Source organism: Paracoccus panacisoli (assembly GCF_042435015.1).
Taxonomy (GTDB): Bacteria; Pseudomonadota; Alphaproteobacteria; order Rhodobacterales; family Rhodobacteraceae; genus Paracoccus; species Paracoccus panacisoli.
In genome coordinates this window covers 23,741-49,264 of sequence record NZ_JBHMQU010000016.1, presented here as the reverse complement: position 1 = coordinate 49,264, position 25,524 = coordinate 23,741, and the positions used below count along the sequence as shown (strand labels likewise).

Here is a 25,524-nt window from a genome sequence, read left to right as displayed (position 1 = left end):
CGGCCACGGCCGGACACATATGCCGACCCGCGGGCCGGAACGACAAGGGGCAGTCATGGCGTCAGCCGCAGAACAGATGGCCGCAAACCTGAGCTGGGGCCAGCTCGGCAAGGCGACCGAACTCCGCCAGCGGATCTGGTTCACCATCGGGTTGCTCATCATCTATCGCCTGGGCACCTATATCCCGGTGCCGGGCATCGACGGCGGCGCGCTGCGCAACTTCATGGAGCAGGCGCAGGCCGGCATCGGCGGCATCCTGTCGATGTTCACCGGCGGCGCGCTGGGCCGGATGGGCGTCTTCGCCCTCGGCATCATGCCCTACATCTCGGCCTCGATCATCGTGCAGCTTCTGGCGTCGATGGTCCCCTCGCTCGAGCAGCTCAAGAAAGAGGGCGAACAGGGCCGCAAGAAGATCAACCAGTACACCCGCTACGGCACCGTGCTGCTGGCGCTGTTCCAGGCCTACGGCCTCGCCGTCAGCCTCGAGGCGGGCGGCATGGCGCACGAGCCGGGCTGGTTCTTCCGCGCCGCGGTGGTCATCACGCTGGTCGGCGGGACGATGTTCCTGATGTGGCTGGGCGAGCAGATCACCGCCCGCGGCATCGGCAACGGCATCTCGCTGATCATCTACGTCGGCATCCTGGCCGAGATCCCCGGCCACCTCGCGCAGTTCTTCGCGCAAGGCCGTTCGGGCGCGATCTCGACCCCGGTGATCCTCGGCGTGATCGTGCTGGTCGTCGTCGTCATGGCCTTCGTGGTGTTCATGGAGCGGGCCTTGCGCAAGATCCGCATCCAGTATCCCCGCCGCCAGGTCGGCATGAAGGTCTATGACGGCCAGTCGAGCCACCTGCCGATCAAGGTCAACCCGGCCGGCGTGATCCCGGCGATCTTCGCCAGCTCGCTGCTGCTGCTGCCGATCACCATCTCGACCTTCTCGGGCAACCAGACCGGCCCGGTGATGTCGACGATCCTTGCCTACTTCGGCCCCGGACAGCCGCTCTACCTGCTGTTCTTCGCGGCGATGATCATCTTCTTCAGCTACTTCTACACCCAGAACGTGGCCTTCAAGTCCGACGACGTGGCCGAGAACCTCAAGAACCAGGGCGGCTTCATCCCCGGCATCCGGCCGGGCAAGCGGACCGAGGAATACCTCGACTACGTGGTGAACCGGGTGCTGGTGATCGGCTCGCTCTACCTCGCCGCGGTCTGCATGCTGCCCGAGGTGATCCGCCACCAGCTGTCGATCCCGTTCTACTTCGGGGGCACGTCGGTGCTGATCATCGTCTCGGTGACGATGGACACCATCAACCAGATCCAAAGCCACTTGCTCGCGCATCAATACGAGGCTTTGATCGAGCGGTCGCAGCTGCGCGGCAAGCGCAAGCCGGGCGAGGCCAAGCCGAAACGCCTGCCGGCCCGCCGCTGACGCAACCTTCGCGCGTGCCCGGTCCGGGCGCGCGCGGTGTCATGTTAAAGGGGGGGACGAATTGACCATCAACATCATCCTGCTGGGTCCGCCCGGCGCCGGGAAGGGCACCCAGGCCCGCACGCTCGTCGAGGATCGTGGCCTCGTCCAGTTGTCCACGGGCGACATGCTGCGCGAGGCGCGCACCTCGGGGACCGAGATGGGCCGCGTGGTGGCCGATGTGATGGACAAGGGCCAGCTCGTCACGGACGAGATCGTGATCGGCCTGATCCGCGAGAAGCTTGAGACCGTGGACGCCCCCGGCTTCATCTTCGACGGCTTCCCCCGCACCCTGCCGCAGGCCGACGCGCTCGAGGATCTGCTCGCCGGCATGGGCCGCAAGATCGACGCGGTGATCGAGATGCAGGTGGACGACGCCGCCCTCGTGGACCGGATCAGCGGCCGCTTCACCTGCGGCAACTGCGGCGAGGTCTATCACGACACCACCAAGCCGACGACCGAGCCGGGCAAGTGCGACGTCTGCGGCTCGACCGACCTGCGCCGCCGCGCCGACGACAACGCCGACAGCCTGCGGACCCGGCTGCTGGAGTACTACAAGAAGACCTCGCCGCTGATCGGCTACTACTACGCCAAGGGCCAGCTGCACCCGGTCGACGGCATGGCCGAGATGGACGCCGTAGGCCGGCAGGTCGCAGGCATCATGGACGGTCTGAAGGGGTGAGCCACGGCGGTGCGGCGCTCGCGGCGCTGCTCGTCGCGGTGCCGTTCGGGGCGGCGCGGGCCGACGCGCCGCCACCCACGCTCAGGCTTCTGGCGCCCTGCGGGCACGAGCTGGTCTATCCGGCCGAGGGCGACGACCCCGGCAGCACCTGGCACATCGGGCCCGCGCGGGACGAGGGGGGCGGGTTCGTCAGCCAGCTCACCGAGGTCTCCGGGCACTTCGCCTCGCGCGAGATCGAGCTGGTGGACTGCCGCGCCGGCGCCGAGCTCTTCGTCTCGGACCGCGCCATTGCCCCCGGCATGGCCTGGCCGCTGCCCGCCGCGACTGCCTTCGCCACGCGCCTCGCGGCGCTGCGGGACGCGGGGGGCCTGCGCGACCTTTCGGCGGTCGAGCAGGGGATCGGCGACGCCGGCAACCCCATCCCGCTGGCGGTGGACTGGGGCCAGAACCTTCGCGCCGCCTGCGCCTGCGAGCACTTTTATCCCGGCTCCAGCGGCCTGCCGCCCGACCAGATCCCGGCGCCCGACAGGGTCCACGGGGTTGACGCTCCGGTCACCAGCGACTAAAGACCGCCATCTCCATGCGAGAATCACCCATCCGGGGTGAGCCCTGGCCCGACGGCTGACCGCCGCGGGCCATTGGTTGTGAAAAAAGGGTCTGGTGCTACGGACCCGCAACGAAAAGGAAGACCGGACTTGGCCCGTATCGCTGGCGTCAACATCCCGACCGGCAAGCGTGTTCCGATCGCGCTGCAATATATCCACGGCATTGGCGCCATGTACGCCGAACAGATCTGCGAGGCCGTCGGCATCGACCGCGCCCGCCGCGTCAACGAGCTTTCGGATGCGGAAGTGCTGCAGATCCGCGAATACATCGACGCGAACCTCACCGTCGAGGGCGACCTGCGCCGCGAGACGCAGATGAACATCAAGCGGATGATGGACCTTGGTTCGTACCGCGGGCTGCGCCACCGCCGCGGCCTGCCGGTGCGCGGCCAGCGCACCCACACCAACGCCCGCACCCGCAAGGGCCCGGCGAAACCCATCGCCGGCAAGAAGAAATAAGGAGAGCGCAACATGGCACGCGACAAGACGCGCATGAAGCGCAAGGAACGCAAGAACATCGCCACCGGCGTGGCGCATGTGAACTCGTCGTTCAACAACACCAAGATCCTGATTTCGGACGTGCAGGGCAACGCCATTGCCTGGTCGTCGGCCGGCACCATGGGCTTCAAGGGGTCGCGCAAATCGACCCCCTACGCCGCCCAGATGGCCGCCGAGGACGCCGGCAAGAAGGCGCAGGAGCACGGGATGCGGACCATCGAGGTCGAGGTCCAGGGCCCCGGCTCGGGCCGCGAATCGGCGCTGCGCGCGCTGGCCGCCGTCGGCTTCAACATCACCGCGATCCGCGACGTGACGCCGATCGCCCACAACGGTGTCCGCCCGCCCAAGCGCCGGCGCGTCTGACCCGACCGATTTCTGCCCGGCCCCCGCCCGTCCCGGCGGGGGCCGGTCGTCGCATTTTATACCTCGGGCGTTTCCGGCGGCTGGACATGGGGCCGGAAACAGGAATGGAGGCAATCGCATGATCCACAAGAATTGGGCCGAGCTGATCAAGCCGGCGCAGCTTGACGTCCGTCCGGGCGCACAGGCCGCGCGCGTGGCCACCGTCGTCGCCGAACCGCTCGAGCGCGGCTTCGGCCTCACGCTCGGCAACGCGCTGCGCCGGGTGCTGATGTCGTCGCTGCAGGGCGCCGCGATCACCTCGGTGCAGATCGACAACGTGCTGCACGAGTTCTCGTCGGTTGCCGGCGTCCGCGAGGACGTGACCGACATCGTGCTGAACCTCAAGGGCGTGACGCTCAAGATGGACGTGGACGGGCCGAAGCGCCTGACCCTCTCGGCCAAGGGGCCGGGGGCGGTCACCGCCGGCCAGATCTCCGAGACCGCGGGCATCACGGTGCTGAACCGCGACCACGTGATCTGCCACCTCGACGAGGGCGCGGACCTGCACATGGAGCTGACCGTCGCGGTCGGCAAGGGCTACGTCGCCGCCGACAAGAACCGCCCCGAGGACGCCCCCATCGGGCTGATCCCGATCGACGCGATCTTCTCGCCGGTCAAGCGGGTCAGCTACGAGGTCACGCCCACCCGCGAGGGCCAGGTGCTGGACTACGACAAGCTGACCATGCGGGTCGAGACCGACGGCTCGCTGTCGCCCGAGGACGCGGTGGCCTATGCCGCCCGCATCCTGCAGGACCAGCTTGCGGTGTTCGTCAACTTCGAGGAACCCGAATCGGCCCGCAGCTCGGACGCCGAGGACGGGCTCGAGTTCGACCCGCGGCTGCTGAAGAAGGTCGACGAGCTCGAGCTGTCGGTGCGTTCGGCCAACTGCCTGAAGAACGACAACATCGTCTACATCGGCGACCTCATCCAGAAGACCGAGGCCGAGATGCTGCGGACCCCGAACTTCGGCCGCAAGTCCCTCAACGAGATCAAGGAAGTGCTCTCGGGCATGGGCCTGCACCTCGGCATGGACGTGGTCGAGTGGCCGCCCGAGAACATCGAGGACCTCGCCAAGCGGTTCGACGACCAGTTTTGAGCAGTCGGCGGGGGGGGCACCCCCCGCCGCACCACCCCGGGCAATCCCGCCCCAAGGAGAGTCCCCGCCACGCACGGGGGCCGGACAAAGCAAAACGCTAGGAGACCATCATGCGTCACGCCCGCGGCTACCGCCGCCTCAACCGCACCCACGAGCACCGCAAGGCGCTGTTTGCCAACATGGCCGGCTCGCTGATCGAGCATGAGCAGATCAAGACGACCCTGCCCAAGGCCAAGGAACTGCGCCCGGTGATCGAGAAGTTGATCACGCTGGCCAAGCGCGGCGATCTGCACGCCCGCCGCCAGGCCGCGGCCCGGCTCAAGCAGGACCAGCACGTCGCGCGCCTGTTCGAGATCCTCGGCCCGCGCTACAAGGACCGCCAGGGCGGCTACGTCCGCGTCCTCAAGGCCGGGTTCCGCTATGGCGACATGGCGCCGATGGCGATCATCGAGTTCGTCGACCGCGACGTGAGCGCCAAGGGCGCCGCCGACCGCGCCCGGCTCGAGGCGGAAGCCGAGGCCGAGACCGAATACGAGGCCTGATTCGCGCCCCGCGGGTGCGCAAGTTTGCCGCACCCGCCCGAGGCGAAAATCGTCGCAACGTCGAAAAGAATCCCGCCCCGACCCGGGCGGGATTCTCTTTTTGTTAACGAGTTATGTGCAAGAAAGCCTCAGTCCGGCGAAATTGGGCCGGGTGGTCGGGGCGAGGCGTGGAAAGATGGATCGGATGCGGCGGACCTCCTGTATCCGATTGACGTTAGTGTGTGCAGTTTATCTAAAAAGATATGTCCTCCAGAGCAGAAATCACCGCGATCCTCGCCCGCCTGCGCAAGCTGGCGCCGATGGGGTATTTCATCGGGCTCCATATCCGCTATGCGGCGCCGATCATGCAGTTCCAGGCCTATCCCAAGGCCTGGACCGATCACTACGCCGAGCGCGGCTACGCGCTGCGCGACCCGACGATCGCCTGGGGATTCTCGACCACCGGCTCGATCCGCTGGTCGGTGCTGCCGATCCCCGACCCGTTCGGGATCATCGCCGAAGGCGCGCGATTCGGGCTCAACTACGGTGTCATCGTGTCGTGCGGCGCGCTCAAGTCGCGCACGATCGCCGGTTGCGCGCATGACAAGCGTGAATTCACGGATGACGAGATCGAGGCGATCTCGACACTGGTACGACGGCTCCACGATGCGACAGAGCCGCCGGAGAGCCTGACGAAGGCTCAGCAAGAAGCCCTTCGGTGCATCGCGGAGGGGGACCGTCACGCGGCGGCGGCGGCGAAACTTGGGATCACCGAAAGCGCGTTCAAGGCCCGGCTCATCTCGGTCCGCGAACGCCTGATGGCCAAGACGACGGCTGAGGCGCTGCAACGCGCCAAGGACTACCGCTTGCTGTAAGGCCACGGGACTTTCGACGCGGGCGCTCCGACGGGTTGACACGATCAACCAGGAGAAGACCCATGCAAACCACGACCCTCTCGTTCACCAACCTCCACAACTACGGCGAGCTGTTCGCCAATTTCTTCCGTGCCCGCCGCCAGAGCTTCATCATCCAGCGCAACTGGGACCTTCCCCAGGTCGACGGGATGGAGTTCGACCAGTACGACACCCCCCAGTCGCGTTGGGTAGCCGTGCATGACGGCGGCAAGGTGCTGGCCGGGATGCGGTTGACCCCCACCACTGCAAGCTGCGGCATCTATTCCTACATGATCCGGGACGCGCAGCGCGGCATCCTCGGCGGCTCGATCCCGCAGGACCTGCTCTATGGCGAGGCCCCGGTCGACGACCACACATGGGAGGCGACGCGCCTCTTTGTCAGCCACGATACCCCCCAGTCGATCCGCCGCCGGGTGCACGCCCAGCTCGTGGACACGATGGTGAGCTGCGCCCGCGGCGTCGGCGCGACCCGGCTGCTGTCGCTCAACGGCGAGGCGTGGCCGCGGGTGTTCTCGCGCTGCAAGATCGAGGCCGAGGCGATCGGCCGTCTCTGCTGGATCGACGATGGGTATTACCAGTGCACCGCCATCAATCTCGCCGGGAAGATGCACTGAGGCGACACCGCCGGCGGGGGATACACTCTGCCGGCGGTCGGGCATAGTCTCGCGCCATGCCCGACCTGTTCGATTCCGCGCCCGCCCCGACCCCGCTGCAGCCCCACGGCAGCGGGAAGGGTGGGTCACGGGATCGCCAACCCGCCGCGGACGGGGGCAGGGGCGCCCACCGGCCGCTGGCCGACCGGCTGCGGCCGCAACGCCTGTCCGAGGTCATCGGCCAGGACGAGGTCCTGGGCGAGGCCGGCCCGCTGGGCGCGATGCTCGCCGCGGGCAGCCTGTCCTCGCTGATCCTTTGGGGCCCGCCCGGGGTCGGCAAGACCACCATCGCCCGGCTGCTGGCCGACCAGACCGACCGGGTGTTCGTCCAGATTTCCGCGATCTTCTCGGGCGTGGCCGAGCTGCGGCGCGTGTTCGACGCCGCCCGCCTGCGCCGCGAGCAGCCCGACGGCAAGGGGACGCTGCTTTTCGTCGACGAGATCCACCGCTTCAACAAGGCCCAGCAGGACAGCTTCCTGCCGCATATGGAGGACGGCACGATCCTCCTCGTCGGGGCCACCACCGAGAATCCCTCGTTCGAGCTGAACGCCGCGCTCCTGAGCCGCGCGCAGGTGGTGGTGCTGCGCCGTCTCGAACTCGCCGACCTCGAACTGCTCGCCCAGCGGGCCGAGCGCGAGATGGGGCGCGCCCTGCCGCTCGACGGCCCGGCCCGCGACGCGCTGCTCGAGATGGCGGACGGCGACGGCCGGGCGGCCCTGAACCTCATCGAGCAGGTGATGGCGTGGAAGACCGACGCCAAACTCGACCGCGAGGCGCTGGCGCAGCGGCTCATGCGCCGCGCCGCGCGCTATGACAAGTCGGGCGACGAGCACTTCAACCTGATCTCGGCGCTGCACAAGTCGGTGCGCGGCTCGGACCCGGATGCGGCGCTCTATTGGCTGGCGCGGATGCTCGAGGGGGGCGAGGACCCGCGCTACCTCGCCCGCCGCCTGACGCGCATGGCGATCGAGGACATCGGCCTCGCCGACCCGGCCGCGCAGCGCCACTGCCTCGACGCCTGGGCGCTCTACGAGCGGCTGGGCAGCCCCGAGGGCGAGCTGGCGCTGGCGCAGGCGGTGATCTACCTCGCGCTGGCGCCGAAATCGAACGCCGGCTACCTCGCCTACAAGGCCGCCCGCGCCGAGGCGAAGCGCACCGGCAGCCTCAACCCCCCGGCGCATATCCTTAACGCGCCCACGAAGCTGATGAAGGAACAGGGCTACGGCGCCGGCTACGCCTACGACCACGACGCCGAGGACGGGTTCTCGGGCCAGAACTACTTCCCCGAGGGCATGAAGCGCCCGGTCCTCTACGTCCCCGTCGAGCGCGGGTTCGAGCGCGAGCTGAAGAAGCGCCTCGACTGGTTCGTGGGCCAGCGGGCGAAGCGCGGGGGGTAGGCCTGCCGCGCGACCGTGCCCTGCGCCCTGCCCATACCCGCAGTCCCCCCTGAACCACACCCCGCGCCACCCGGACGCGCGGCACCCACGCCCCCCGAAGCCCCCCCCCTTTCTTCCCTGCCCAAATATCCTCGGGGGGTCCGGGGGGCGAAGCGCCCCCGGCCTCCGGGGCGTTCCGGTTGACTTTGAGCGCAACCCCCCTAGAGGTCAGCCCATGATGAACCCCATTCTCCAGGTCGCGCTCGGCGGGGCGGCGGGCTCGGTGGCGCGCTACGGCGTCACCCGGGCGGCCGCCGCCGTCTCGCCCGGCTTCCCGCTCGGCACGCTGATCGTCAACGTCGCGGGCTCGCTGGCCATGGGCGTGCTCGCCGCGGCGCTGCTGCCGCGCGCGGGCGCCCACGCGCCGCTGCTGATGACCGGGCTGCTTGGCGGCTTCACCACCTTCTCGGCCTTCTCGCTCGACGCGGTGACGCTGTGGACCCGCGGCGCGCAGGGGCTGGCGGTCGGCTATGTCGCCGCCTCGGTGGCGCTCTCGCTCGCCGCGCTGGCGCTCGGCCTCAGCCTCGGGCGGCCGGCATGAGCGGCGTCCAGACCCTGCGCGTGGCCGAGGACGAGGGCGACCAGCGCCTCGACCGCTGGCTGCGGAAACGCTTTCCGCAACTCAACCAGATCGCCATCGAGAAGATGTGCCGCAAGGGCGAGCTGCGGGTGGACGGCGCCCGCGCCAAGCCCGCCACCCGCATCGAGGCCGGGCAGGACATCCGCATCCCGCCGCTGCCCGACGCAGCGCCCGAGGCGCCCCGCGCCCCCGCCCAGGCCCGTTCCCCGCGCGAGGATGACGCGCGGATGATCCAGTCAGCCGTCCTCTGGAAGGACGAGCACATCATCGCGCTGAACAAGCCCGCGGGGCTGCCGAGCCAGGGCGGTTCGGGGCAGGGCGACCGGCACGTGGACGGCCTGACCCCGGCGCTGATGTTCGGCTACAAGGACCGGCCGAAGCTGGTCCACCGGCTCGACAAGGACACCTCGGGGGTGCTGCTGCTCGCCCGCACCGACCGGGTGGCGCGGCGGCTCTCGGAATCCTTCCGCGCCCGCACCACCCGCAAGATCTACTGGGCCGCGGTCGCGGGCGTGCCCTCGCCCGCGATGGGCACGGTCCGCTTCGGTCTCGTCAAGGCCCCCGGCCATGGCCGCGGCGGCGAGGGCGAGAAGATGGTCGCCGTCCACCCCGCCAAGGTCGACCAGACCGAGGGCGCCAAGCGCGCCACCACCGACTATGCGGTGCTCGACCGGCTCGGCACCCGCGTCTCGTGGTGCGCGCTCGTCCCCGTCACCGGCCGCACCCACCAGCTGCGCGCGCACATGGCCGAACTCGGCCACCCGATCATCGGCGACGGCAAGTACGGCGGGTCGGGGCAGGAAAACCTCGGCGACGGCTGGGGCGCGCAGCTGGGCGGAGAGATCAGCCGCAAGCTGCACCTGCACGCCCGGCAGATCAGCTTCGACCACCCGATCACGGGCAAGCGGATCACCCTGACCGCCCCGCTGCCGGACCACATGGCGCGGACCTGGAAAACCCTCGGCTGGCACGAGAACGACGTGCCCGCCGACCCGTTCGAGGACGCGTGATGCGGCTGATCATCTGGGACGTGGACGGCACGCTGGTCGACAGCCACGCGATCATCATGGATTCGATGAACGCGGGCATCGCCGCGGCCAACCTGCCGCCGCTGCCCTCGGCCGCGATCAGCGGCATCGTCGGGCTGTCGCTGCCGGTCGCGGTCGCCACGCTTCTGCCCGAGGCGGACGAACCCGCCCGCGCCCGCGTGGTCGAGACCTACCGCAGCCACTATTTCACCGCCCGCAGCGGCGGCGAATCGCCCCTGTTTCAGGGCGCCCGCGACCTCCTCGACCGGCTGGCCGCGCGCGAGGACGTGCTGATGGCCATCGCCACCGGCAAGTCGCGCCGCGGGCTCGACGCGCTGCTGGCGGCGCACGGGATCGCGGGGCTGTTCGTGACCACCCAGACCGCCGACGACCACCCCTCGAAACCCGCGCCGGGCATGGTGCTCGCCTGCCTTCAGGCCGCCGGCGTGGACGCGGGTGACGCGCTGATGATCGGCGACACCAGCTTCGACATCCAGATGGCGGGCAACGCCGGCGTCCGCGCCCTCGGGGTCGCCTGGGGCCACCACACGCCCGAGGCGCTGCGCGCCGCAGGCGCGGCGGACGTCGCCCCCGACATGGACGCCCTCGGCCGCATGATCGACGCGTGGCTGGCATGAGCGAGTGGGCCCCGCGCCGCTTCTGGACCCGGGCCGCGGCCGAGCCGGTCGCGGGCGGCTGGCAGGTCACGCTCGACGGCAAGCCGATCCGCACGCCGGGCAAGCTGCCCCTCGTGCTGCCGACCGAGGCGCTGGCCCGCGCCATCGCCGAGGAATGGGACGCCCAGACCGACCGCATCGACCCCGGCGCGATGCCGCTGACGCGGGCCGCGAACTCGGCCATCGAGAAGGTCGCGCCGCAGTTCGCCGCGGTCGCCGACATGCTGGCCGAGTATGGCGGCACCGACCTGCTCAGCTACCGCGCCGACCACCCCGAGGTGCTGGCGACCCGGCAGGCGGCCGAGTGGGACCCGCTGATCGACTGGGCGGCGGTGGCGCTCAAGGCGCCGCTCAGGATCACCGAAGGGGTGATCCCGGTGCCGCAGGACCCCGCGACGCTCGCCCGCCTGCGCGACCGGCTGGACCGGCTGACCCCGTGGCAGCTCACCGCGCTGCATGACCTCGTGACGCTGCCCGGCTCGCTCATCCTCGGGCTCGCGGTCCTCGAGGGGCGGATCGACGCGGCCACCGCGCACCGGCTCGCCCGCCTCGACGAGGACTACCAGGCCGAGCAATGGGGCCGCGACGACGAGGCCGAGGCCGCCGCCGCCGCCCGGCTCGACGCGATGCGGGTGGCCGAGCGGCTGCTCGCGCTGCTCGTGCCTGCGGTCTGACCAGCGCCGGATCGGGACGGGGCCGGCCTGCGCGACAGGGTTGACCTGTGGGGAGGGACCGGCAAGATGCTGCCGATACGGTGCGACGCCGCGGGGGGACATCCCGCGCGACCGGGCCGGAGCGATCCAAGAAAACCGCACCGGGCAACACAGTCCGGGCGCCCAACAGAGAGGAATCCCATGCTCAACAAGCTGTTCCTGGCCACCGCCGCCACCGCGGCGCTCGCGGCGGGCGCCGCGATGGCCGCCGAAGGCGAGACGCTGGCGCAGGTCAAGTCGCGCGGCGTGCTGAACTGCGGCGTCAACACCGGCCTCGTCGGCTTCGCCGCACCGGACGCCAACGGCAACTGGTCGGGCTTCGACATCGCCATCTGCAAGGCCGTCGCCGCCGCCGTGCTGGGTGACGCGACCAAGGTGAAATACATCCCCACCACCGGCCAGACCCGCTTCACCGCGCTCTCCTCGGGTGAGGTCGACGTGCTCGCCCGCAACTCGACCTGGACCTTCCAGCGCGACACCGACCTCAAGCTCGATTTCGCCGGGGTGAACTACTACGACGGCCAGGGCTTCATGGTCCGCAAGGACCTGGGCGTGTCGTCGGCCAAGGAACTCGACGGGGCGACGATCTGCATCCAGACCGGCACTTCGACCGAGCTGAACCTCGCCGACTGGTTCCGCGCCAACAACATGACCTACCAGCCGGTCAACATCGACTCGAACGCCGAGGGCGAGCAGCAGTACATGGCCGGCGCCTGCGACGCCTACACCACCGACGCCTCGGGCCTCGCGGCGACCCGGGCGGCCTTCGCCGACCCCGACAACCACATCATCCTGCCCGAGATCATCTCGAAAGAGCCGCTCGGGCCGGCGGTGCGCCACGGCGACAACAACTGGGGCGACATCGTCCGCTGGGTGCTCTACGCGCTCATCTCGGGCGAGGAATACGGCGTGACCTCGGCCAACATCGAGGAGCTGTCGAAGTCCTCGACCAACCCCGACGTGCAGCGGATGCTGGGCGCGACCGACGACTACGGCGCGATGCTGGGGCTGGACAAGGAATGGGCCAAGCGCGCCATCGCCGCCTCGGGCAACTATGGCGAGATCTTCGCCGCCAACATCGGCGAGCAGACCCCGATCGGGCTGGCGCGCGGGCTGAACGCGCTCTGGACCCAGGGCGGGCTGATGTACGCGATGCCCTTCCGCTGAGGGCTGGGGCCGTCCCCCCGCGCGCCCGGCGCGCGCGGGGCGGCCTGACCTGAGCCGGGTCGCGGGCGGCCCTCGCGCCGCCCCGGCCCCCCACCACGACCCAACACGACGCGCGGTCCAAGGCGGACGACAGAGCCGCCGCCCCGCAGGGAGAGTCGACGATGGCGCCCAAGTCGCCCATGTCACCGGTCGCCGCGCCGGGGGACCGCCCGTTCCGGCTGTCCATGCTGATCTACGACCGCAAGTTCCGGTCGCTCACCATCCAGACGCTGGTGTTCATCATCGTCATGCTGTTCGCGGCGTGGCTGGTGAACAACACCGTCCAGAACCTCGCCCGGCAGGGCAAGACCTTCGACTTCGGCTTCCTGTGGAACCGGGCGGGCTACGACATCCCGTTCCACATCATCCCCTATTCCTCGGCCGACACGCATCTGCGCGCCGCGATGGTGGGGCTGACCAACACGCTGCTCGTCTCGGCCCTCGGCTGCGTGCTGGCGACGATCATCGGGGTGCTGGTGGGGGTGCTGCGCTTGTCGCGCAACTGGCTCGTGGCGCGGCTGATGACCGTCTATGTCGAGATCTTCCGCAACGTCCCCCTGCTGCTCTGGATCCTCGTGATCCTCGCACTCTTCACCGAGGTGATGCCGGGCCCGCGCGACTACCGCCCCGACGCGGACGGCAACGCCAAGGCCGAGATGATCCTCTTCGACAGCGTGGCGCCGACCAACCGCTACACCGCCGTGCCACGGCTCGCCGTGGACCACGACCCGGGCAGCGTGGCGCTGGGGCCGGTCAGCCTCGACACGGTGTTCCTCGCCTTCGTCGTGGCGCTGGTGGCGGCCTGGCTGATCCACCGCTGGCTCAGGGGCTGGGCGCAGGCGCGGCAGGACGCGACGGGGCGGCGGCCGCTCACCTGGCCGTTCTCGCTCGCCCTCTATCTCGTGCCGCTCATCGTGCTGTCGCGCGTCTTCGGCGTCCACTTCATCCGCCCCGAGCTCACCGGCTTCAACTTCTCGGGCGGGCTCAACCTCGACAACGGCTTCGTCGTCCTGCTGCTGGCGCTCTCGCTCTACACCGGCGCCTTCATCGCCGAGATCGTCCGCGCCGGCATCCTCGCCGTCAGCCGCGGCCAGTCCGAGGCCGCCGCCGCCCTCGGCCTGCAACCGCGCGGGATCATGGGCCTCGTCATCCTGCCGCAGGCGCTCAGGGTCATCATCCCGCCGCTGATCTCGCAGTTCCTCAACCTGACCAAGAACTCGTCGCTCGCTATCGCCGTGGGCTACCCGGACCTGCGCGCCACGCTGGGCGGCACGACGCTGAACCAGACCGGGCGCGAGATGGAATCGATGATCGTGATGATGGGGATCTACCTCGCCATCAGCCTCGCCATCTCGGGGGTGATGAACGTCTACAACGCCCGCGTGAAGCTGAAGGAGCGCTGAGATGTCCGAGCTGCACGCCGAAACCGTCCCCTTCGTCCGCGACACGATGCTGCCGCAGGCCGCCCCGCCCGCGCGCCAGTCCGGCGCCGTGCTGTGGCTGCGCGAGAACCTGTTTTCGGGGCCGCTGAACACGATCCTGACCCTCGCGGGGTTGGCGGCGGTCTGGTACCTCGTCTCGCACCTCTGGCCGTGGTTCGCCAACGCCGTCTGGAACGCCGGCAGCATGGGCGAATGCCGCCGCATCATCGCCGAGCGCGCGGGCGAGGGCGCCACCGGCGCCTGCTTCGCCGTGATCCGCGAGCGCTGGAACCAGTTCCTCTACGGCTTCTACCCCGCGCAGCTCTACTGGCGCCCGACCGCGACCTGGGGGCTGCTGCTCTTCGCCGTGGCTCCGGTGCTGTTCTCGGAAAGCCCGCGGCTCAGGCGCGGGGTGCTGGCGGTGGCGGGCATCACCGCCTTCGCCGCCTGTGTGGCGCTCGGCGCGCCGCCGCGGGTGCTGATGATCCTCGCCGCGACCATCGTGCTCTGGACCGCGCTGATCGAATACCGCCCCGGCTGGTCGCTGCTGGCGAGCCTGCTCTTTCCCTTCCTCGGGGTCTGGCTGCTCTGGGGCGGCTCGGCCTGGGGGCCGCTCATGGCGCTCGCCGGGTTCGTCGCGGGCTTCCTCGTCTGGCGCGTGACCGCACGGCTCGGCTTCCTCGCCCCGGCCCTCGGCATCGCCGCGGCCATCGGCTGGTGGCTCTGGCTCGGCCCGCAAGCCGCCACCGACCTCCAGGCGATGCTGCCGCTCTCCATCCCTTACGTCGAATCGCGGATGTTCGGCGGCTTCCTCCTCGCCATCACCATCGGCGTCGCCGGCATCGTCATGTCGCTGCCGCTCGGCATCATCCTCGCGCTGGCCCGGCAATCCAACATGCCCGTGGTCAAGATGCTCGCCGTGATGTTCATCGAGTTCATCCGCGGCGTCCCGCTGATCACCCTGCTCTTCGTCGCCTCGATCCTGCTCAACTACTTCCTGCCGCCGGGGACGAGCTTCGACATCATCCTGCGGGTCATCATCATGGTGACGCTGTTCGCCAGCGCCTACATGGCCGAGGTGATCCGCGGCGGGCTCGCCGCGCTGCCCCGCGGCCAGTACGAGGCCGCCGATTCGCTCGGCCTCGACTACTGGAAGGCGCAGCGCCTCATCATCCTGCCGCAGGCGCTCAAGATCTCGATCCCCGGCATCGTCGGCACCTTCATCGGGATGTTCAAGGACACCACCCTCGTGACCTTCGTCGGCCTCTTCGACCCGCTGAAGCAGATGGCCGACACGATCCGCGCCACCTTCGAATGGAAGGGCGCCTATTGGGAGCCCTACGTCTTCACCGGCACCATCTTCTTCTTCATCTGCTTCGCCATGTCCCGCTATGCCATGCATCTGGAACAGCGGCTGAAGCGCGAGCACCGCTGAGAGGCCCAAGACCATGACCCAGACCGACCTCTCCCACCCGTCCGAGCGTCTTGCCGAGCGCCTGCCCGACCGGGCCGTCGACCGCAGCCACATGACCGTCAGCGATCAGGTGGCGATCGAGATCGACAAGATGAACAAGTGGTACGGCACCTTCCACGTCCTGCGCGACATCGACCTGACCGTGCGCCGTGGCGAACGGATCGTCATCGCCGGCCCCTCGGGGTCGGGCAAGTCGACGCTGATCCGCTGCATCAACCGGCTTGAGGAACACCAGTCCGGCCGCATCGTGGTGGACGGGACGGAACTCACCAACGACCTCAAGAACATCGACAAGGTGCGCTCCGAAGTCGGGATGGTGTTCCAGCACTTCAACCTGTTCCCGCACCTGACCGTGCTCGAGAACTGCACCCTTGCCCCGATCTGGGTCCGCAAGGTGCCCCGGCGCGAGGCCGAGGAGACCGCGATGCATTTCCTGCGCGAGGTCCGCATCCCCGAGCAGGCGCACAAGTACCCCGGCCAGCTCTCGGGCGGCCAGCAGCAGCGCGTGGCCATCGCCCGCTCGCTCTGCATGAAGCCGCGGATCATGCTGTTCGATGAGCCGACGTCCGCCCTCGACCCCGAGATGATCAAGGAGGTGCTCGACACCATGATCGAACTCGCCGAGGGCGGCATGACCATGCTCTGCGTCACCCACGAGATGGGCTTCGCGCAGGCGGTGGCGAACCGGGTGATCTTCATGGACCAGGGCCAGATCGTCGAAGAGAACACCCCCACCGAATTCTTCAACAATCCGAAATCCGAACGCACCAAACTGTTCTTGTCGCAGATTCTCGGGCATTGATTCGGAAAACGCGCATAACGCTCGGGGGACGTGATGAACCAGATGTACATGCTGCTGCTCGGGGTGCTCGGCATTGCCGCGGTGGGCAGCCTGCTCAGCACCGGCGACGATGACCCGATCGACGAGGGCACGCCAGTCCCCGATCTGCCGATGATCGACGGCACCGAGGGGCCGGACGAGCTCGACGGCACCGCCGGGGACGAGATCCTGCGCGGCCTCGCGGGCGAGGATACCATCGACGCGGGCGAAGGCGACGACTGGATCTACGGCGGCCTCGGCGACGACACGGTGATCGCGGACGCGGGCGACGACCGGGTGTTCCTCGGACAGGGCGACGACCTCTACGGCGACCCGGACGCAGGCCCCGACGTGGCCGACGGCAACGACACGATCGAGGGCGGCACCGGCGACGACACCGTCTATGCGGGCGCGGGCGACGACCTGATCCTGCCCGGCGACAACGACGACGGCGACGACGTGCTGAACGGCGGGGCGGGCCGCGACACCATCGACGGCGGCGACGGCAACGACACCATCGGCGCCGCCGACCAGGCCGACGACGCCGCCGATTCGCTGATGGGCGGCGAGGGCGACGACCGCATCGTGCTCGGCGCCGGCGACTTCGCCGACGGCGGCGAGGACCGCGACGACTACCTCGTCCATACCTCCTATCCCGACTCGAGCATCGCCTATTCGCCCGAGGACCGGGTGGTGATCCAGTACGTGGGCCCGGCCGAGGCCCCGCCGCGGATCGAACTGGTCCAGGACGGCGACAACGTGCGGGTGATGGCCGACGGCGATCTGGTCACCACGCTGCGCGACACGCTGGTGCGCGACGTGAGCTACCAGGTCCAGGCCCAGCCGGCGGCCGAGAGCACCGCAACCGGCGCCTGAGCGCTCCGCTGCGGCGACCTCCCCGGCGCCGCCGTGACGGCCTGACCGTTCACGCGCGGCAGGTCGCCTCCGCCGCCGGCGCGCGTCGCCTCGGGCTGGAAAAAAATATCCTCAGGGGGTGAGGCCGCGCCCGCGGCCGAGGGGGCGCGAGCGCCCCCTTCTGCGTCGGTCCCGACCCGCAAAACCGTTCGCATGAACTGTGCATGAACATCGCACGAACGATGCACGAACCCTGCATGGGCCGTGCATCGTGATTTTCGCCGATTTCCCGGGAAAACGCCCCGAACCGCCGCCGGCGCGCCGCCACCGTTGCGCGGCGCAGCGCGCGCTGCCGTTGCGCCTCAGACCGCGGTCTTGCGCGACTCCTCGAGGTAGATCTCGCGCAGCCGCCGGGCGAGCTTGCCGGGGGTGCCGTCGCCCAGCGTCGCGCCGTCGATCTCGACCACCGGCATGACGAAGGCCGAGGCCGAGGTGATGAACGCCTCGTCCGCCGCCTGCGCCTCCGCGACGGTGAAATTGCGTTCCTCGACAGTCATTTGCGCCTCGCGCGCCAGCCGCAGCACGGCCGCACGGGTGATCCCGTGCAGGATGTCGTGCGACAGCGCCCGGGTGACGATCGCGCCGCCCGTGACGATATAGGCGTTGTTCGAGGTGCCCTCGGTCACAAACCCGTCCTCGACCAGCCAAGCATCGTCGCAACCCTTTGCTTTCGCTTCCATTTTCGCCATCGACGGATAGAGCAGCTGCACCGTCTTGATGTCGCGGCGGTGCCAGCGGATGTCGGGCAGGGTGCAGACCTTCCAGCCCGTCTGCGCCGCCGGGTTGTCCGCGAGCCCCGGCTTCGACTGCGTGAACATCACGACGGTCGGCGGCAACTCCTTGGGCGGAAAGGCGAAATCCCGGTCGCCCGGATTGCCGCGGGTGACCTGCAGATAGACCATCCCGTCCTCGAGCGCGTTCTCGGCGACGAGCTGGCGGTGCAACTCCAGCCAGGTCGCCTCGTCATGCGGGTTGGCGATCCCCAGCTCCCCCAGCGATCGCGCCAGCCGCGTCATATGCCCCTGAAAGTCCAGCAGTTTCCCGCCGAGGACGCTCACCACCTCATAGACCCCGTCGGCCATCAGGAAGCCGCGGTCGAACACCGAGACGGTCGCCTGATCCTCGGGCAGCAGGGCGCCGTTGACATGGACGATGCGGGACATGGGCTTTCTCCGGGGTTTCTCTGGTCGGGGATGTTCTGCGCCAATCCGCGCGGTGCTTCAATGCCCGCGGGCGCCAGTGCAGCCGCAGAACCGCTTGATGCTGGCGCAGCAACTATCTATCACCGGCGCAGCTCACGACGAAACATCCTTGCCTTACCGAGGTCCGAATGTCCTTCCGCCTGCAACCCCAGCCGCCCGCCCGCCTCAACCGCTGCCAGCTCTTCGGGCCGGGGTCGCGGACGCAACTGTTTGAAAAGATGGCGGCCTCGGCGGCGGACGTGATCAACCTCGACCTCGAGGACTCGGTCGCGCCCGACGACAAGGAACAGGCCCGCAAGAATGTCATCCAGGCCATCGGCGACGTCGACTGGGGCACCAAGACGCTGTCGGTGCGCATCAACGGGCTCGACACCGGCTGGTGGTACCGGGACGTGGTGGACCTGCTGGAACAGGCCTCGGACCGCATCGACCAGATCATGATTCCCAAAGTCGGCAACGCGATGGACCTCTACGCCGTCGACGCGCTGGTGACCGGGATCGAGAAGGCCAGGGGCCGCACCAAGCCCATCGCCTTCGAGGTCATCATCGAATCCGCCGCCGGCATCTCCCATGTCGAGGAGATCGCCGCCGCCACCCCGCGCCTGCAGGCGATGAGCCTCGGCGCCGCGGATTTCGCCGCCTCGATGGGGATGGCCACGACGGGAATCGGCGGCACCCAGGAAAACTATTACATGGCGCGCGAGGGGCAGAAATACTGGTCCGACCCGTGGCACTGGGCGCAGGCCGCCATCGTCGCCGCCTGTCGTACCCACGGGGTGCTGCCGGTCGACGGCCCGTTCGGCGATTTCAGCGACCAGGACGGGTTCCGCGCCCAGGCGCTGCGCTCGGCGACGCTGGGCATGGTCGGGAAGTGGGCGATCCACCCGAGCCAGGTGGCGCTCGCCAACGAGGTGTTCTCGCCGTCCGAAGCGGCGGTGGGCGAAGCGCGCGAGATCCTCGCCGCGATGGACGCGGCGCAGAAATCAGGGGCCGGGGCTGCGGTATACAAAGGTCGACTGGTTGACATCGCGTCGATTCGTCAGGCACAAGTGATCGTGCGTCAGGCGGAGTTGATCGCCGAGGCGGCAACGCGCTGACGAGACGAATACCCGGGCGGCACGGAGGGGAGGCCCAGCCGCCAATCGGGGGAGGAGCGACAGGTCCCGCTGCATTGCGGGGCCTGTCTCTGTTGAAGGGCCCGGTTCGCGCGAGGCGGCGAGGTCCACAATCCCCCGGCATCACTGACACGCTGGAACGTTCTGCCGCACCATCGCTCCGGTGGGCTTGAACCCAAAGCTTTGTTCAAAAACAAAAAAGGCCCGGCACGCGCCGGGCCTTCGTTCTTCGCGGACGACCTCAATCCGCCGCCTTGACCTCGCGGCGCTCGCCCATCAGCCCCTTGATGATCGCGTAGCACGCCCCGAGCAGCACCAGCGTGAACGGCAGTCCGGTCGAGACCGCCATCGCCTGCAGTGCGGTGAGGCCGCCGCCGAGCATCAGCGCGATGGCCAGCATCCCCTCGACACTCACCCAGAACAGCCGTTGCGGCACCGGGGCGTCGACCTTGCCGCCGGCGGCGATGGTGTCGATCACCAGCGACCCCGAATCGGCCGAGGTGATGAAAAACACCATCACCAGCACGATGCCGATCAGGCTGGTCACCTGCGCGAGCGGCAGTTGCCCGAGCATCTGGAAGAGCTGCAGCTCGAGCGCCGCGTCCACCGCGCCGGTGAACCCGCCGAGATACTGCGTGATCGCCGTCCCGCCGAGCGCGGTCATCCACAGCACCGAGATCAGCGCCGGGATCACCAGCACCGCGGTCAGGAACTGCCGCACCGTGCGCCCGCGCGAGACGCGGGCGATGAACATCCCCACGAACGGCGACCAGCTGATCCACCATGCCCAATAGAAGGCCGTCCAGCCCTGGCGGAAGTTGTCGTCGGTGCGCCCGAAGGGGTTCGACAGCGGAATGAAGTCCCGCGCATAGGCCGACAGGTTGCCGAAGAAGCCGGTGGCGATCTGCCAGGTCGGCCCGACCGCGATGATGAACGCCAGCAGCAGCATGGCGAGGATCATGTTGGCCTGCGACAGGATCTTGACCCCGCGTTCGACCCCCAGCCCGACCGACAGCCCGGCGACGATGGTAATGGCGATGATCACCACGATCTTGGTCGTCAGCGAGGCCGGGATGCCGAACAGGTAATGCAGCCCCGCCGTCGCCTGCTCGGCCCCGAAGCCGAGCGAGGTCGCCAGCCCAAAGATCGTCGCGAACACCGCGAGGATGTCGATGATGTGGCCGGGCCAGCCCCAGATCCGCTCGCCGAAGAGCGGGTAGAAGACCGAGCGCATCGTCAGCGGCAGGCCCTTGTTGTAGGAAAACAGCGCCAGCGCCAGCGCCACCACGGCATAGATCGCCCAGGGGTGCAGCCCCCAGTGGAAGATCGTGGCCGCCATCGCCAGCCGGCGGGCGGCCACGGGATCGCCCGCGGCACCCTCGAGCGGGGCCCAGTCGGTGCGCACGCCGTCCTCGATCACCACGCCGCCGAGGGCCGCGTCGAAGTGGCCCAGCGGCTCGCTGACGCCGTAGAACATGAGCCCGATGCCCATCCCGGCCGCAAACAGCATCGCGAACCAGCCGAAGAGCGAGAAGTCGGGCGACGCCTCGGGGCCGCCCAGCCGCACGCTGCCCAGCGGCGAGACGATCAGCCCGAGGCAGAGCAGCACGAAGACGTTGCCGGCGGCGAGGAAGAACCAGTCGAGGTTGCCGGTCAGCGCGCCGCGCAGGCTGGTGAAGGCGGTCTCGACCCCGCTCGGCTGGGCGACGCCGTCGATGGGGGGCTGGGCGGTCAGGATCTGCCCGACCAGGGTGCCGACGGTGAAGAGCGCGATCACCACGGCCGAGACGATGAAGACCACCTTGTGGATGTCGATCTCGAACGTGACGGCGCGGCTGACGTTGTCCTGTCCGATCTCGTAGGGGGTCTCGATGATCTCGGTCGGCCCCTCGGGTTCGGGCAGGGGCTCTGTTGCCGTCTCGGCCAGGTCCGCCTCGGGGACGAGGCGATCCGCGGCGGGGTCGGTCGGGTCGGTGTCGGCGCGTGTCAGGTCACGCGCCCCGGGTTGGCGGGTGGGGTCTGTCATCTCATCCTCGTCATCGGGACTCGCAGGGTTGTGAAGGGGGCGAACCTGTCACAACCCGTCGGCCCAATCCAACCGTCTAGGCGCAGGAGATTGAGAAACCGTTAAGAGCCAGGGACTTGCAGTCGAGAATCAAGGCAGGCGATAGGGCGGGGCCGGGTGAACGGCCCCGTTCAGAAGTCGAAGAGGTCCGACAGGAACGACTCGCGCTTGCGCTTGCGATAGCGGCGGTCGTCGTCGTCATCATCGTCGCGGTCACGGTCGCGGCGGCGTCCGTCGTGCCGGTCGCCGTAGCGGGCGGCCTCGCGCCGCTCGTCGTGGCGCCGGTCGTCTGAGCGCCACTCGTCAGGGCGACCACCGCCCGGCTCGCCCCGGAACTGCGGGGCGCCGTGCAGGTCGGGCGCGGCGGCGGGGTGGGCGGCGGGCGCGGGGGCGAAGGCGCCCGAGCCGTGCGGGGCGCCGAAGCCCGGCTGGGGCGGCGGCTGCATCACCACCGGCGGCTCGGGCGGCGCGGCGCGGTCGATGATCTTGTCCAGCTCGCCGCGGTCGAGCCACACGCCCCGGCACTTGGGGCAGTAGTCGATCTCGACCCCGCTGCGTTCGGTCATCACCAGGGTCTCGCCGTCAACGGGGCACTGCATGGCCGCTCCTCACCTCTGTTCAGGCAGAGTTAGGGCAGGCGGGGCCGCCTGCAAGGGGGGAATGGCGGCGGCGAGGCCCGCATCGTCGGGGGGCGTCCAGTCGGCGGGAATCCGCGGCGTCGCGGCCACCAGCCGCCTTGTATAGGGGTGGCAGGGGGCGGTCAGGATCGCCTCGGTCGGGCCGTCCTCGACGATCCGCCCCTTCTCCATCACCAGCACCCGGTCGGTGATCCGGCGCACCACCGACAGGTCGTGGCTGATGAACAGCCACGCCATCCCGTGCGACGCCCTGAGCCGCGCCAGCAAGTCGAGCACCTGCGCCCGCACCTGCACGTCGAGCGCGCTCACCGCCTCGTCGAGGATCACCAGCCGCGGGCGGATGATGAGCGCCCGGGCGATGGCGATGCGCTGGCGCTGCCCGCCCGAGAACTGGTGGATGTGGCGGGACATGGCCTCGGCGGGAATGCCGACCTCGGCCAGCGCCTCGGCCACGCGGTCGCGCCAGTTCCGGGGGCGGCCGGTCAGGTGGAAGGGCTCGGCCACCAGCCGGTCCACCCGCCAGCGCGGGTCGAAGCTGCCGTAGGGGTCCTGGAACACCACCTGCACCTTGGCCCTGAGCGCGCGCGGCATCCGTGCGGTCACGGGCGCGCCGTCCAAGAGGATGCGGCCCCCCTGCAACGGGTCGAGCCCGAGGATGGCGCGGGTCAGCGTGGACTTGCCGCAGCCGGACTCGCCCACGAGCCCCACCGACTCGCCGTCCGCGACGCTGAGCGAGACCCCGTCCACCGCGCGCAGCACCCCATGCGGCGCGCCGATCCGCGGGCGGGGCAGGCGGTAGGCGCGCACCGCGCCCTCGACCCGCAGGATCGGGGTGTCGTCGGGCGCGACCGCCACCCGCGGCGGCTGGTGGCGGGCGGCGGCGAAGAGGGCGCGGGTGTAGGGGTGGGATTGGGTGCGGAACAGCGCCTCGGTCTCGCCCTGCTCGACGATGCGGCCGGACTGCATCACCGCCACCCGGTCGGCCACCCCCGCCACCACCGCGAGGTCGTGGGTGATGAGCATGAGCGCCATGCCCTCGTCGCGCACCAGCCCGGCCAGCAGGTCGAGGATCTGTGCCTGCGTGGTCACATCCAGCGCCGTGGTCGGCTCATCCGCGATGAGCAGATCGGGGGCGTCGGCGATGGCCATGGCGATCGCCACCCGCTGCCGCTGTCCGCCCGACAGCTCGTGCGGATAGAGCGTCAGCGGAAAGCGCGGCGCCGCCAGCCCCACCCGGTCGAGCCGCGCTCGCGCCACCGCCAGCGCCTCGGTCCGGCCCATGCCGTGATGCCGGGTCAGCACCTCGGCCACCTGGTCACCGATGGTCATCAGCGGGTTGAGCGCCGTCATCGGCTCCTGAAAGATCATCCCGATGCGTCGGCCGCGCAGATCGTTCAGCGCCCGCTCGGGCAGGGTCAGCAGGTTGGTGCCGTCCAGCACGACCTCGCCGGTTGCCGCGGCGCCCTCGGGCAAGAGGCCGATCACCGCCAGCGCGGTCATCGACTTGCCCGACCCGCTCTCGCCCACCAGCCCGGTGACGCGGCCGGGGGCGAGGTCGAGCGTCACCCCCTCGAGCACCCGCTGCCCGCCGATGGTCACGCCGAGGTCGCGGACCGAGATCATTCGACCCCCACGCCGGTGGACCGCAACCGCAGCCGCGGGTCGAGCGCGTCGCGCAGCGCGTCGCCCAGCAGGTTCAGCCCCAGCACCGTGCCGACGATGGCGAGGCCCGGGGCGATGGCGACGTGCGGGGCCACCGTGACCAGCGTCTGCGCCTCGGCCAGCATCCGCCCCCAGCTCGGCGTCGGTGGCTGCGCGCCGAGGCCGACGTAGCTCAGCCCCGCCTCGGCGAGGATGCCGAGGCTGAACTGGATGGTGCCCTGCACGATCAGCAGGTTGGCGATGTTGGGCAGGATATGCTCGAGGCTGATGCGCGCAGGCCCCTTGCCCGCCACCTGCGCCGCGCGGATGTAATCGAGCGTCCACAAGGGCATCGCCCCGGCCCGGGTGACGCGGGCGAAGACGGGGATGTTGAAGATCCCGATGGCGAGGATGGCGTTGACCGCCGAGGGCCCCAGCGCCGCGGTGATCAGGATGGCGATCACCAGCGAGGGGAAAGCGAAGATCAGGTCGTTGCCGCGCATGATCGCCTCGTCCAGCCACCCCCCGCGGCGGGCGGCGGCGACAAGGCCGAGCGGCACCCCGACCAGCACGCCGATCCCCACCGCGACCAGCGCCACGGCCAGCGAGGTGCGCGCCCCCACCATCACCATCGACAGGATGTCGCGGCCGAAATGGTCGGTCCCGAACGGGTGCGCCGCCGAGGGCGGTTTCAGCTTGTCGGCGATGCTGATGCCGGTCACGCCGTAGGGCGTCCAGACCCACGACAGCAGCGCCGCCCCGAGCGCCAGCGCGGTCAGCGCCAGTCCAAGGATGAGGCCCAGCCGGCGCGTCATCGCCGCCTCAGCCGCGGGTCGACGGCCGCATAGGCCAGATCGACGAGGAAGGTGACGAGGATCACCGCCGCGACCAGCACCAGCACCGCCGACTGCACCACCACCAGGTCGCGCTGGGTGATGGCCTGGAAGATCAGCCTGCCGAGGCCGGGCAGGTAGAACACGTTCTCGATGATGATCGCGCCGGCCATGAGGAACGAGAACTGCATCCCGAGGATCGTCAGCACCGGGATCAGCGCGTTCCTCAGGGCGTGGCGCCTGAGCGCCTGCCCGCGCGACAGACCCTTGGCGCGGGCCGAGCGGATGTAGTCCTGTCCCAGCGTCTCGATCAGCGCCGAGCGCAGCACGCGGGCGAGGATCGCCGCCTGCGGCAGGGCCAGCGCGATGGCCGGCAGGATCAGCGACTTCAGCGCCGCGCCGGGGTGGGACCAGCCGGGGAAGCCGCCGGCCGGCAGCCAGCGCAGCTTCACCGCGAAGACCAGCACCAGCAGCATGGCGAACCAGAAGTTCGGCAGCGCGATGCCAAGCTGCGTGGCCCCCATCACCGCCGCATCCGCCGGCCCGCCGCGCCTGCGGGCGGCCAGCATACCGACCGGGAACGCCACCGCCACCGCCAGCCCCAGCGCCATCAGCGCCAGCGGCAGCGAGACCTGCACCCGGGCGAGGATCATCCCCGCAACCGGCGTCTTGTAGGCGAGGCTGGTGCCCAGATCGCCCGTCAGCACCCCGCCGAGCCAGCGCGCGTAGCGGACCGGCCACGGCAGGTCGAGGCCCATCTGCTCGCGCAGCGCCGCCACCGTGTCGGGCTGGGCGCCGGTGCCGAGCATGAAACTCGCCGGGTCGCCGGGGACCAGATCGACGACGGCAAAGATCACCGCCGAGGCGACAGCGAGGCTGAGGATCAGCGAGAGCAGGCGGCGGAGGATCGGCGACATGGCCCGG

General features: G+C 69.8%; 26 protein-coding genes. 20 read left to right on the top strand and 6 right to left on the bottom strand.

Annotated elements, in window-relative coordinates:
- Positions 1–55 precede the first annotated feature (55 nt).
- The 19 genes from secY (at position 56) to ACFHYO_RS04345 (ending at position 17,067) form a co-directional block, all read left to right on the top strand.
- Positions 56–1,426: a preprotein translocase subunit SecY gene (gene secY / locus ACFHYO_RS04435; RefSeq protein WP_036711910.1), complete on the top strand. Its 1,371-nt coding sequence runs from the start codon at positions 56–58 to the stop codon at positions 1,424–1,426.
- A 61-nt stretch (positions 1,427–1,487) separates the two neighbouring features.
- Entirely contained in the window at positions 1,488–2,147 is a 660-nt protein-coding gene (locus ACFHYO_RS04430) for an adenylate kinase (RefSeq protein WP_394318641.1), read from the top strand.
- Positions 2,144–2,713 carry a hypothetical protein gene (locus ACFHYO_RS04425; RefSeq protein WP_394318639.1) on the top strand — a complete coding sequence of 190 codons (570 nt, stop codon included), beginning with the start codon at positions 2,144–2,146 and terminating at the stop codon, positions 2,711–2,713. The genes ACFHYO_RS04430 and ACFHYO_RS04425 overlap by 4 nt, the downstream gene beginning before the upstream one ends.
- A 129-nt stretch (positions 2,714–2,842) precedes the next feature.
- Positions 2,843–3,211, top strand: a complete 369-nt coding sequence (gene rpsM, locus ACFHYO_RS04420; protein WP_036704565.1) for a 30S ribosomal protein S13 — start codon at positions 2,843–2,845, stop codon at positions 3,209–3,211.
- Between the two features lie 12 nt (positions 3,212–3,223).
- Entirely contained in the window at positions 3,224–3,613 is a 390-nt protein-coding gene (rpsK, locus tag ACFHYO_RS04415) for a 30S ribosomal protein S11 (RefSeq protein ID WP_036704563.1), read from the top strand.
- A 118-nt stretch (positions 3,614–3,731) separates the two neighbouring features.
- A complete protein-coding gene (locus tag ACFHYO_RS04410) occupies positions 3,732–4,748 on the top strand; it encodes a DNA-directed RNA polymerase subunit alpha (RefSeq protein ID WP_036704562.1) in 1,017 nt (338 codons plus the stop codon).
- A gap of 110 nt (positions 4,749–4,858) precedes the next feature.
- Positions 4,859–5,290 (top strand): 50S ribosomal protein L17, encoded by a 432-nt coding sequence (rplQ, locus tag ACFHYO_RS04405; protein ID WP_394318637.1) that lies wholly within the window; start codon positions 4,859–4,861, stop codon positions 5,288–5,290.
- Positions 5,291–5,532: 242 nt separating this feature from the next.
- Positions 5,533–6,144, top strand: coding sequence for an autoinducer binding domain-containing protein (locus ACFHYO_RS04400; RefSeq protein ID WP_394318635.1), 612 nt, complete (start codon positions 5,533–5,535; stop codon positions 6,142–6,144).
- 62 nt (positions 6,145–6,206) lie between these two features.
- Positions 6,207–6,797, top strand: coding sequence for an acyl-homoserine-lactone synthase (locus ACFHYO_RS04395; protein WP_036704559.1), 591 nt, complete (start codon positions 6,207–6,209; stop codon positions 6,795–6,797).
- 56 nt (positions 6,798–6,853) lie between these two features.
- The gene (locus ACFHYO_RS04390) at positions 6,854–8,233 is read left to right on the top strand and encodes a replication-associated recombination protein A (protein ID WP_394318633.1); all 1,380 of its coding nucleotides are present in this window, start codon (positions 6,854–6,856) and stop codon (positions 8,231–8,233) included.
- Between the two features lie 214 nt (positions 8,234–8,447).
- Positions 8,448–8,813 carry a fluoride efflux transporter CrcB gene (gene crcB, locus ACFHYO_RS04385; protein WP_043133135.1) on the top strand — a complete coding sequence of 122 codons (366 nt, stop codon included), beginning with the start codon at positions 8,448–8,450 and terminating at the stop codon, positions 8,811–8,813.
- The gene (locus ACFHYO_RS04380; RefSeq protein ID WP_394318631.1) at positions 8,810–9,862 is read left to right on the top strand and encodes an RluA family pseudouridine synthase; all 1,053 of its coding nucleotides are present in this window, start codon (positions 8,810–8,812) and stop codon (positions 9,860–9,862) included. Before crcB ends, ACFHYO_RS04380 begins: the two co-directional genes overlap by 4 nt.
- On the top strand, positions 9,862–10,518 hold the full coding sequence (locus ACFHYO_RS04375) for an HAD-IA family hydrolase (protein ID WP_394318629.1): 657 nt from the start codon (positions 9,862–9,864) through the stop codon (positions 10,516–10,518). The genes ACFHYO_RS04380 and ACFHYO_RS04375 overlap by 1 nt, the downstream gene beginning before the upstream one ends.
- Positions 10,515–11,231, top strand: a complete 717-nt coding sequence (locus ACFHYO_RS04370; RefSeq protein WP_394318627.1) for an ATP12 family chaperone protein — start codon at positions 10,515–10,517, stop codon at positions 11,229–11,231. Before ACFHYO_RS04375 ends, ACFHYO_RS04370 begins: the two co-directional genes overlap by 4 nt.
- 180 nt (positions 11,232–11,411) lie before the next feature.
- Positions 11,412–12,437 carry an amino acid ABC transporter substrate-binding protein gene (locus ACFHYO_RS04365; RefSeq protein WP_036703421.1) on the top strand — a complete coding sequence of 342 codons (1,026 nt, stop codon included), beginning with the start codon at positions 11,412–11,414 and terminating at the stop codon, positions 12,435–12,437.
- 179 nt (positions 12,438–12,616) lie between these two features.
- Positions 12,617–13,879, top strand: coding sequence for an amino acid ABC transporter permease (locus tag ACFHYO_RS04360; protein ID WP_394318730.1), 1,263 nt, complete (start codon positions 12,617–12,619; stop codon positions 13,877–13,879).
- Position 13,880: 1 nt separating this feature from the next.
- Positions 13,881–15,332, top strand: coding sequence for an amino acid ABC transporter permease (locus ACFHYO_RS04355; protein ID WP_394318624.1), 1,452 nt, complete (start codon positions 13,881–13,883; stop codon positions 15,330–15,332).
- Positions 15,333–15,345: 13 nt separating this feature from the next.
- The gene (locus ACFHYO_RS04350) at positions 15,346–16,173 is read left to right on the top strand and encodes an amino acid ABC transporter ATP-binding protein (protein ID WP_052171906.1); all 828 of its coding nucleotides are present in this window, start codon (positions 15,346–15,348) and stop codon (positions 16,171–16,173) included.
- Positions 16,174–16,206: 33 nt separating this feature from the next.
- Positions 16,207–17,067, top strand: coding sequence for a calcium-binding protein (locus ACFHYO_RS04345; protein WP_394318621.1), 861 nt, complete (start codon positions 16,207–16,209; stop codon positions 17,065–17,067).
- Positions 17,068–17,408: 341 nt separating this feature from the next.
- Here the strand turns inward: ACFHYO_RS04345 and ACFHYO_RS04340 are convergent, their stop codons facing one another.
- Positions 17,409–18,269: a D-amino-acid transaminase gene (locus ACFHYO_RS04340; protein ID WP_394318619.1), complete on the bottom strand. Its 861-nt coding sequence runs from the start codon at positions 18,267–18,269 to the stop codon at positions 17,409–17,411.
- Between the two features lie 167 nt (positions 18,270–18,436).
- Between ACFHYO_RS04340 and ACFHYO_RS04335 the strand changes: the two genes are divergently transcribed.
- Positions 18,437–19,405 carry an L-malyl-CoA/beta-methylmalyl-CoA lyase gene (locus ACFHYO_RS04335; RefSeq protein ID WP_036733857.1) on the top strand — a complete coding sequence of 323 codons (969 nt, stop codon included), beginning with the start codon at positions 18,437–18,439 and terminating at the stop codon, positions 19,403–19,405.
- A 259-nt stretch (positions 19,406–19,664) separates the two neighbouring features.
- Here ACFHYO_RS04335 and ACFHYO_RS04330 read toward each other — a convergent pair whose 3' ends face one another.
- From ACFHYO_RS04330 to ACFHYO_RS04310, 5 genes are all read right to left on the bottom strand, one after another.
- Positions 19,665–21,449 (bottom strand): BCCT family transporter, encoded by a 1,785-nt coding sequence (locus tag ACFHYO_RS04330; protein WP_394318617.1) that lies wholly within the window; start codon positions 21,447–21,449, stop codon positions 19,665–19,667.
- A 170-nt stretch (positions 21,450–21,619) separates the two neighbouring features.
- Complete coding sequence (locus ACFHYO_RS04325; protein WP_394318615.1) at positions 21,620–22,087, bottom strand: TFIIB-type zinc ribbon-containing protein; 468 nt, start codon at positions 22,085–22,087, stop codon at positions 21,620–21,622.
- A 9-nt stretch (positions 22,088–22,096) separates the two neighbouring features.
- Positions 22,097–23,749 (bottom strand): ABC transporter ATP-binding protein, encoded by a 1,653-nt coding sequence (locus ACFHYO_RS04320; protein WP_394318613.1) that lies wholly within the window; start codon positions 23,747–23,749, stop codon positions 22,097–22,099.
- Positions 23,746–24,582: an ABC transporter permease gene (locus tag ACFHYO_RS04315; RefSeq protein ID WP_394318611.1), complete on the bottom strand. Its 837-nt coding sequence runs from the start codon at positions 24,580–24,582 to the stop codon at positions 23,746–23,748. The genes ACFHYO_RS04320 and ACFHYO_RS04315 overlap by 4 nt, the downstream gene beginning before the upstream one ends.
- The gene (locus ACFHYO_RS04310) at positions 24,579–25,517 is read right to left on the bottom strand and encodes an ABC transporter permease (RefSeq protein ID WP_394318609.1); all 939 of its coding nucleotides are present in this window, start codon (positions 25,515–25,517) and stop codon (positions 24,579–24,581) included. The genes ACFHYO_RS04315 and ACFHYO_RS04310 overlap by 4 nt, the downstream gene beginning before the upstream one ends.
- Positions 25,518–25,524 lie beyond the last annotated feature (7 nt).

Bases quoted from the DNA above. Each gene is read 5' to 3' on its own strand.
- secY (WP_036711910.1), top strand. From the start codon at position 56: ATGGCGTCAGCCGCAGAACAGATGGCCGCAAACCTGAGCTGGGGCCAG.
- rpsK (WP_036704563.1), top strand. From the start codon at position 3,224: ATGGCACGCGACAAGACGCGCATGAAGCGCAAGGAACGCAAGAACATC.
- ACFHYO_RS04410 (WP_036704562.1), top strand. From the start codon at position 3,732: ATGATCCACAAGAATTGGGCCGAGCTGATCAAGCCGGCGCAGCTTGAC.
- rplQ (WP_394318637.1), top strand. From the start codon at position 4,859: ATGCGTCACGCCCGCGGCTACCGCCGCCTCAACCGCACCCACGAGCAC.
- ACFHYO_RS04400 (WP_394318635.1), top strand. From the start codon at position 5,533: ATGTCCTCCAGAGCAGAAATCACCGCGATCCTCGCCCGCCTGCGCAAG.
- ACFHYO_RS04395 (WP_036704559.1), top strand. From the start codon at position 6,207: ATGCAAACCACGACCCTCTCGTTCACCAACCTCCACAACTACGGCGAG.
- ACFHYO_RS04390 (WP_394318633.1), top strand. From the start codon at position 6,854: ATGCCCGACCTGTTCGATTCCGCGCCCGCCCCGACCCCGCTGCAGCCC.
- crcB (WP_043133135.1), top strand. From the start codon at position 8,448: ATGATGAACCCCATTCTCCAGGTCGCGCTCGGCGGGGCGGCGGGCTCG.
- ACFHYO_RS04380 (WP_394318631.1), top strand. From the start codon at position 8,810: ATGAGCGGCGTCCAGACCCTGCGCGTGGCCGAGGACGAGGGCGACCAG.
- ACFHYO_RS04375 (WP_394318629.1), top strand. From the start codon at position 9,862: ATGCGGCTGATCATCTGGGACGTGGACGGCACGCTGGTCGACAGCCAC.
- ACFHYO_RS04370 (WP_394318627.1), top strand. From the start codon at position 10,515: ATGAGCGAGTGGGCCCCGCGCCGCTTCTGGACCCGGGCCGCGGCCGAG.
- ACFHYO_RS04365 (WP_036703421.1), top strand. From the start codon at position 11,412: ATGCTCAACAAGCTGTTCCTGGCCACCGCCGCCACCGCGGCGCTCGCG.
- ACFHYO_RS04360 (WP_394318730.1), top strand. From the start codon at position 12,617: ATGTCACCGGTCGCCGCGCCGGGGGACCGCCCGTTCCGGCTGTCCATG.
- ACFHYO_RS04355 (WP_394318624.1), top strand. From the start codon at position 13,881: ATGTCCGAGCTGCACGCCGAAACCGTCCCCTTCGTCCGCGACACGATG.
- ACFHYO_RS04350 (WP_052171906.1), top strand. From the start codon at position 15,346: ATGACCCAGACCGACCTCTCCCACCCGTCCGAGCGTCTTGCCGAGCGC.
- ACFHYO_RS04345 (WP_394318621.1), top strand. From the start codon at position 16,207: ATGAACCAGATGTACATGCTGCTGCTCGGGGTGCTCGGCATTGCCGCG.
- ACFHYO_RS04340 (WP_394318619.1), bottom strand. From the start codon at position 18,269: ATGTCCCGCATCGTCCATGTCAACGGCGCCCTGCTGCCCGAGGATCAG.
- ACFHYO_RS04335 (WP_036733857.1), top strand. From the start codon at position 18,437: ATGTCCTTCCGCCTGCAACCCCAGCCGCCCGCCCGCCTCAACCGCTGC.
- ACFHYO_RS04330 (WP_394318617.1), bottom strand. From the start codon at position 21,449: ATGACAGACCCCACCCGCCAACCCGGGGCGCGTGACCTGACACGCGCC.
- ACFHYO_RS04325 (WP_394318615.1), bottom strand. From the start codon at position 22,087: ATGCAGTGCCCCGTTGACGGCGAGACCCTGGTGATGACCGAACGCAGC.
- ACFHYO_RS04320 (WP_394318613.1), bottom strand. From the start codon at position 23,749: ATGATCTCGGTCCGCGACCTCGGCGTGACCATCGGCGGGCAGCGGGTG.
- ACFHYO_RS04315 (WP_394318611.1), bottom strand. From the start codon at position 24,582: ATGACGCGCCGGCTGGGCCTCATCCTTGGACTGGCGCTGACCGCGCTG.
- ACFHYO_RS04310 (WP_394318609.1), bottom strand. From the start codon at position 25,517: ATGTCGCCGATCCTCCGCCGCCTGCTCTCGCTGATCCTCAGCCTCGCT.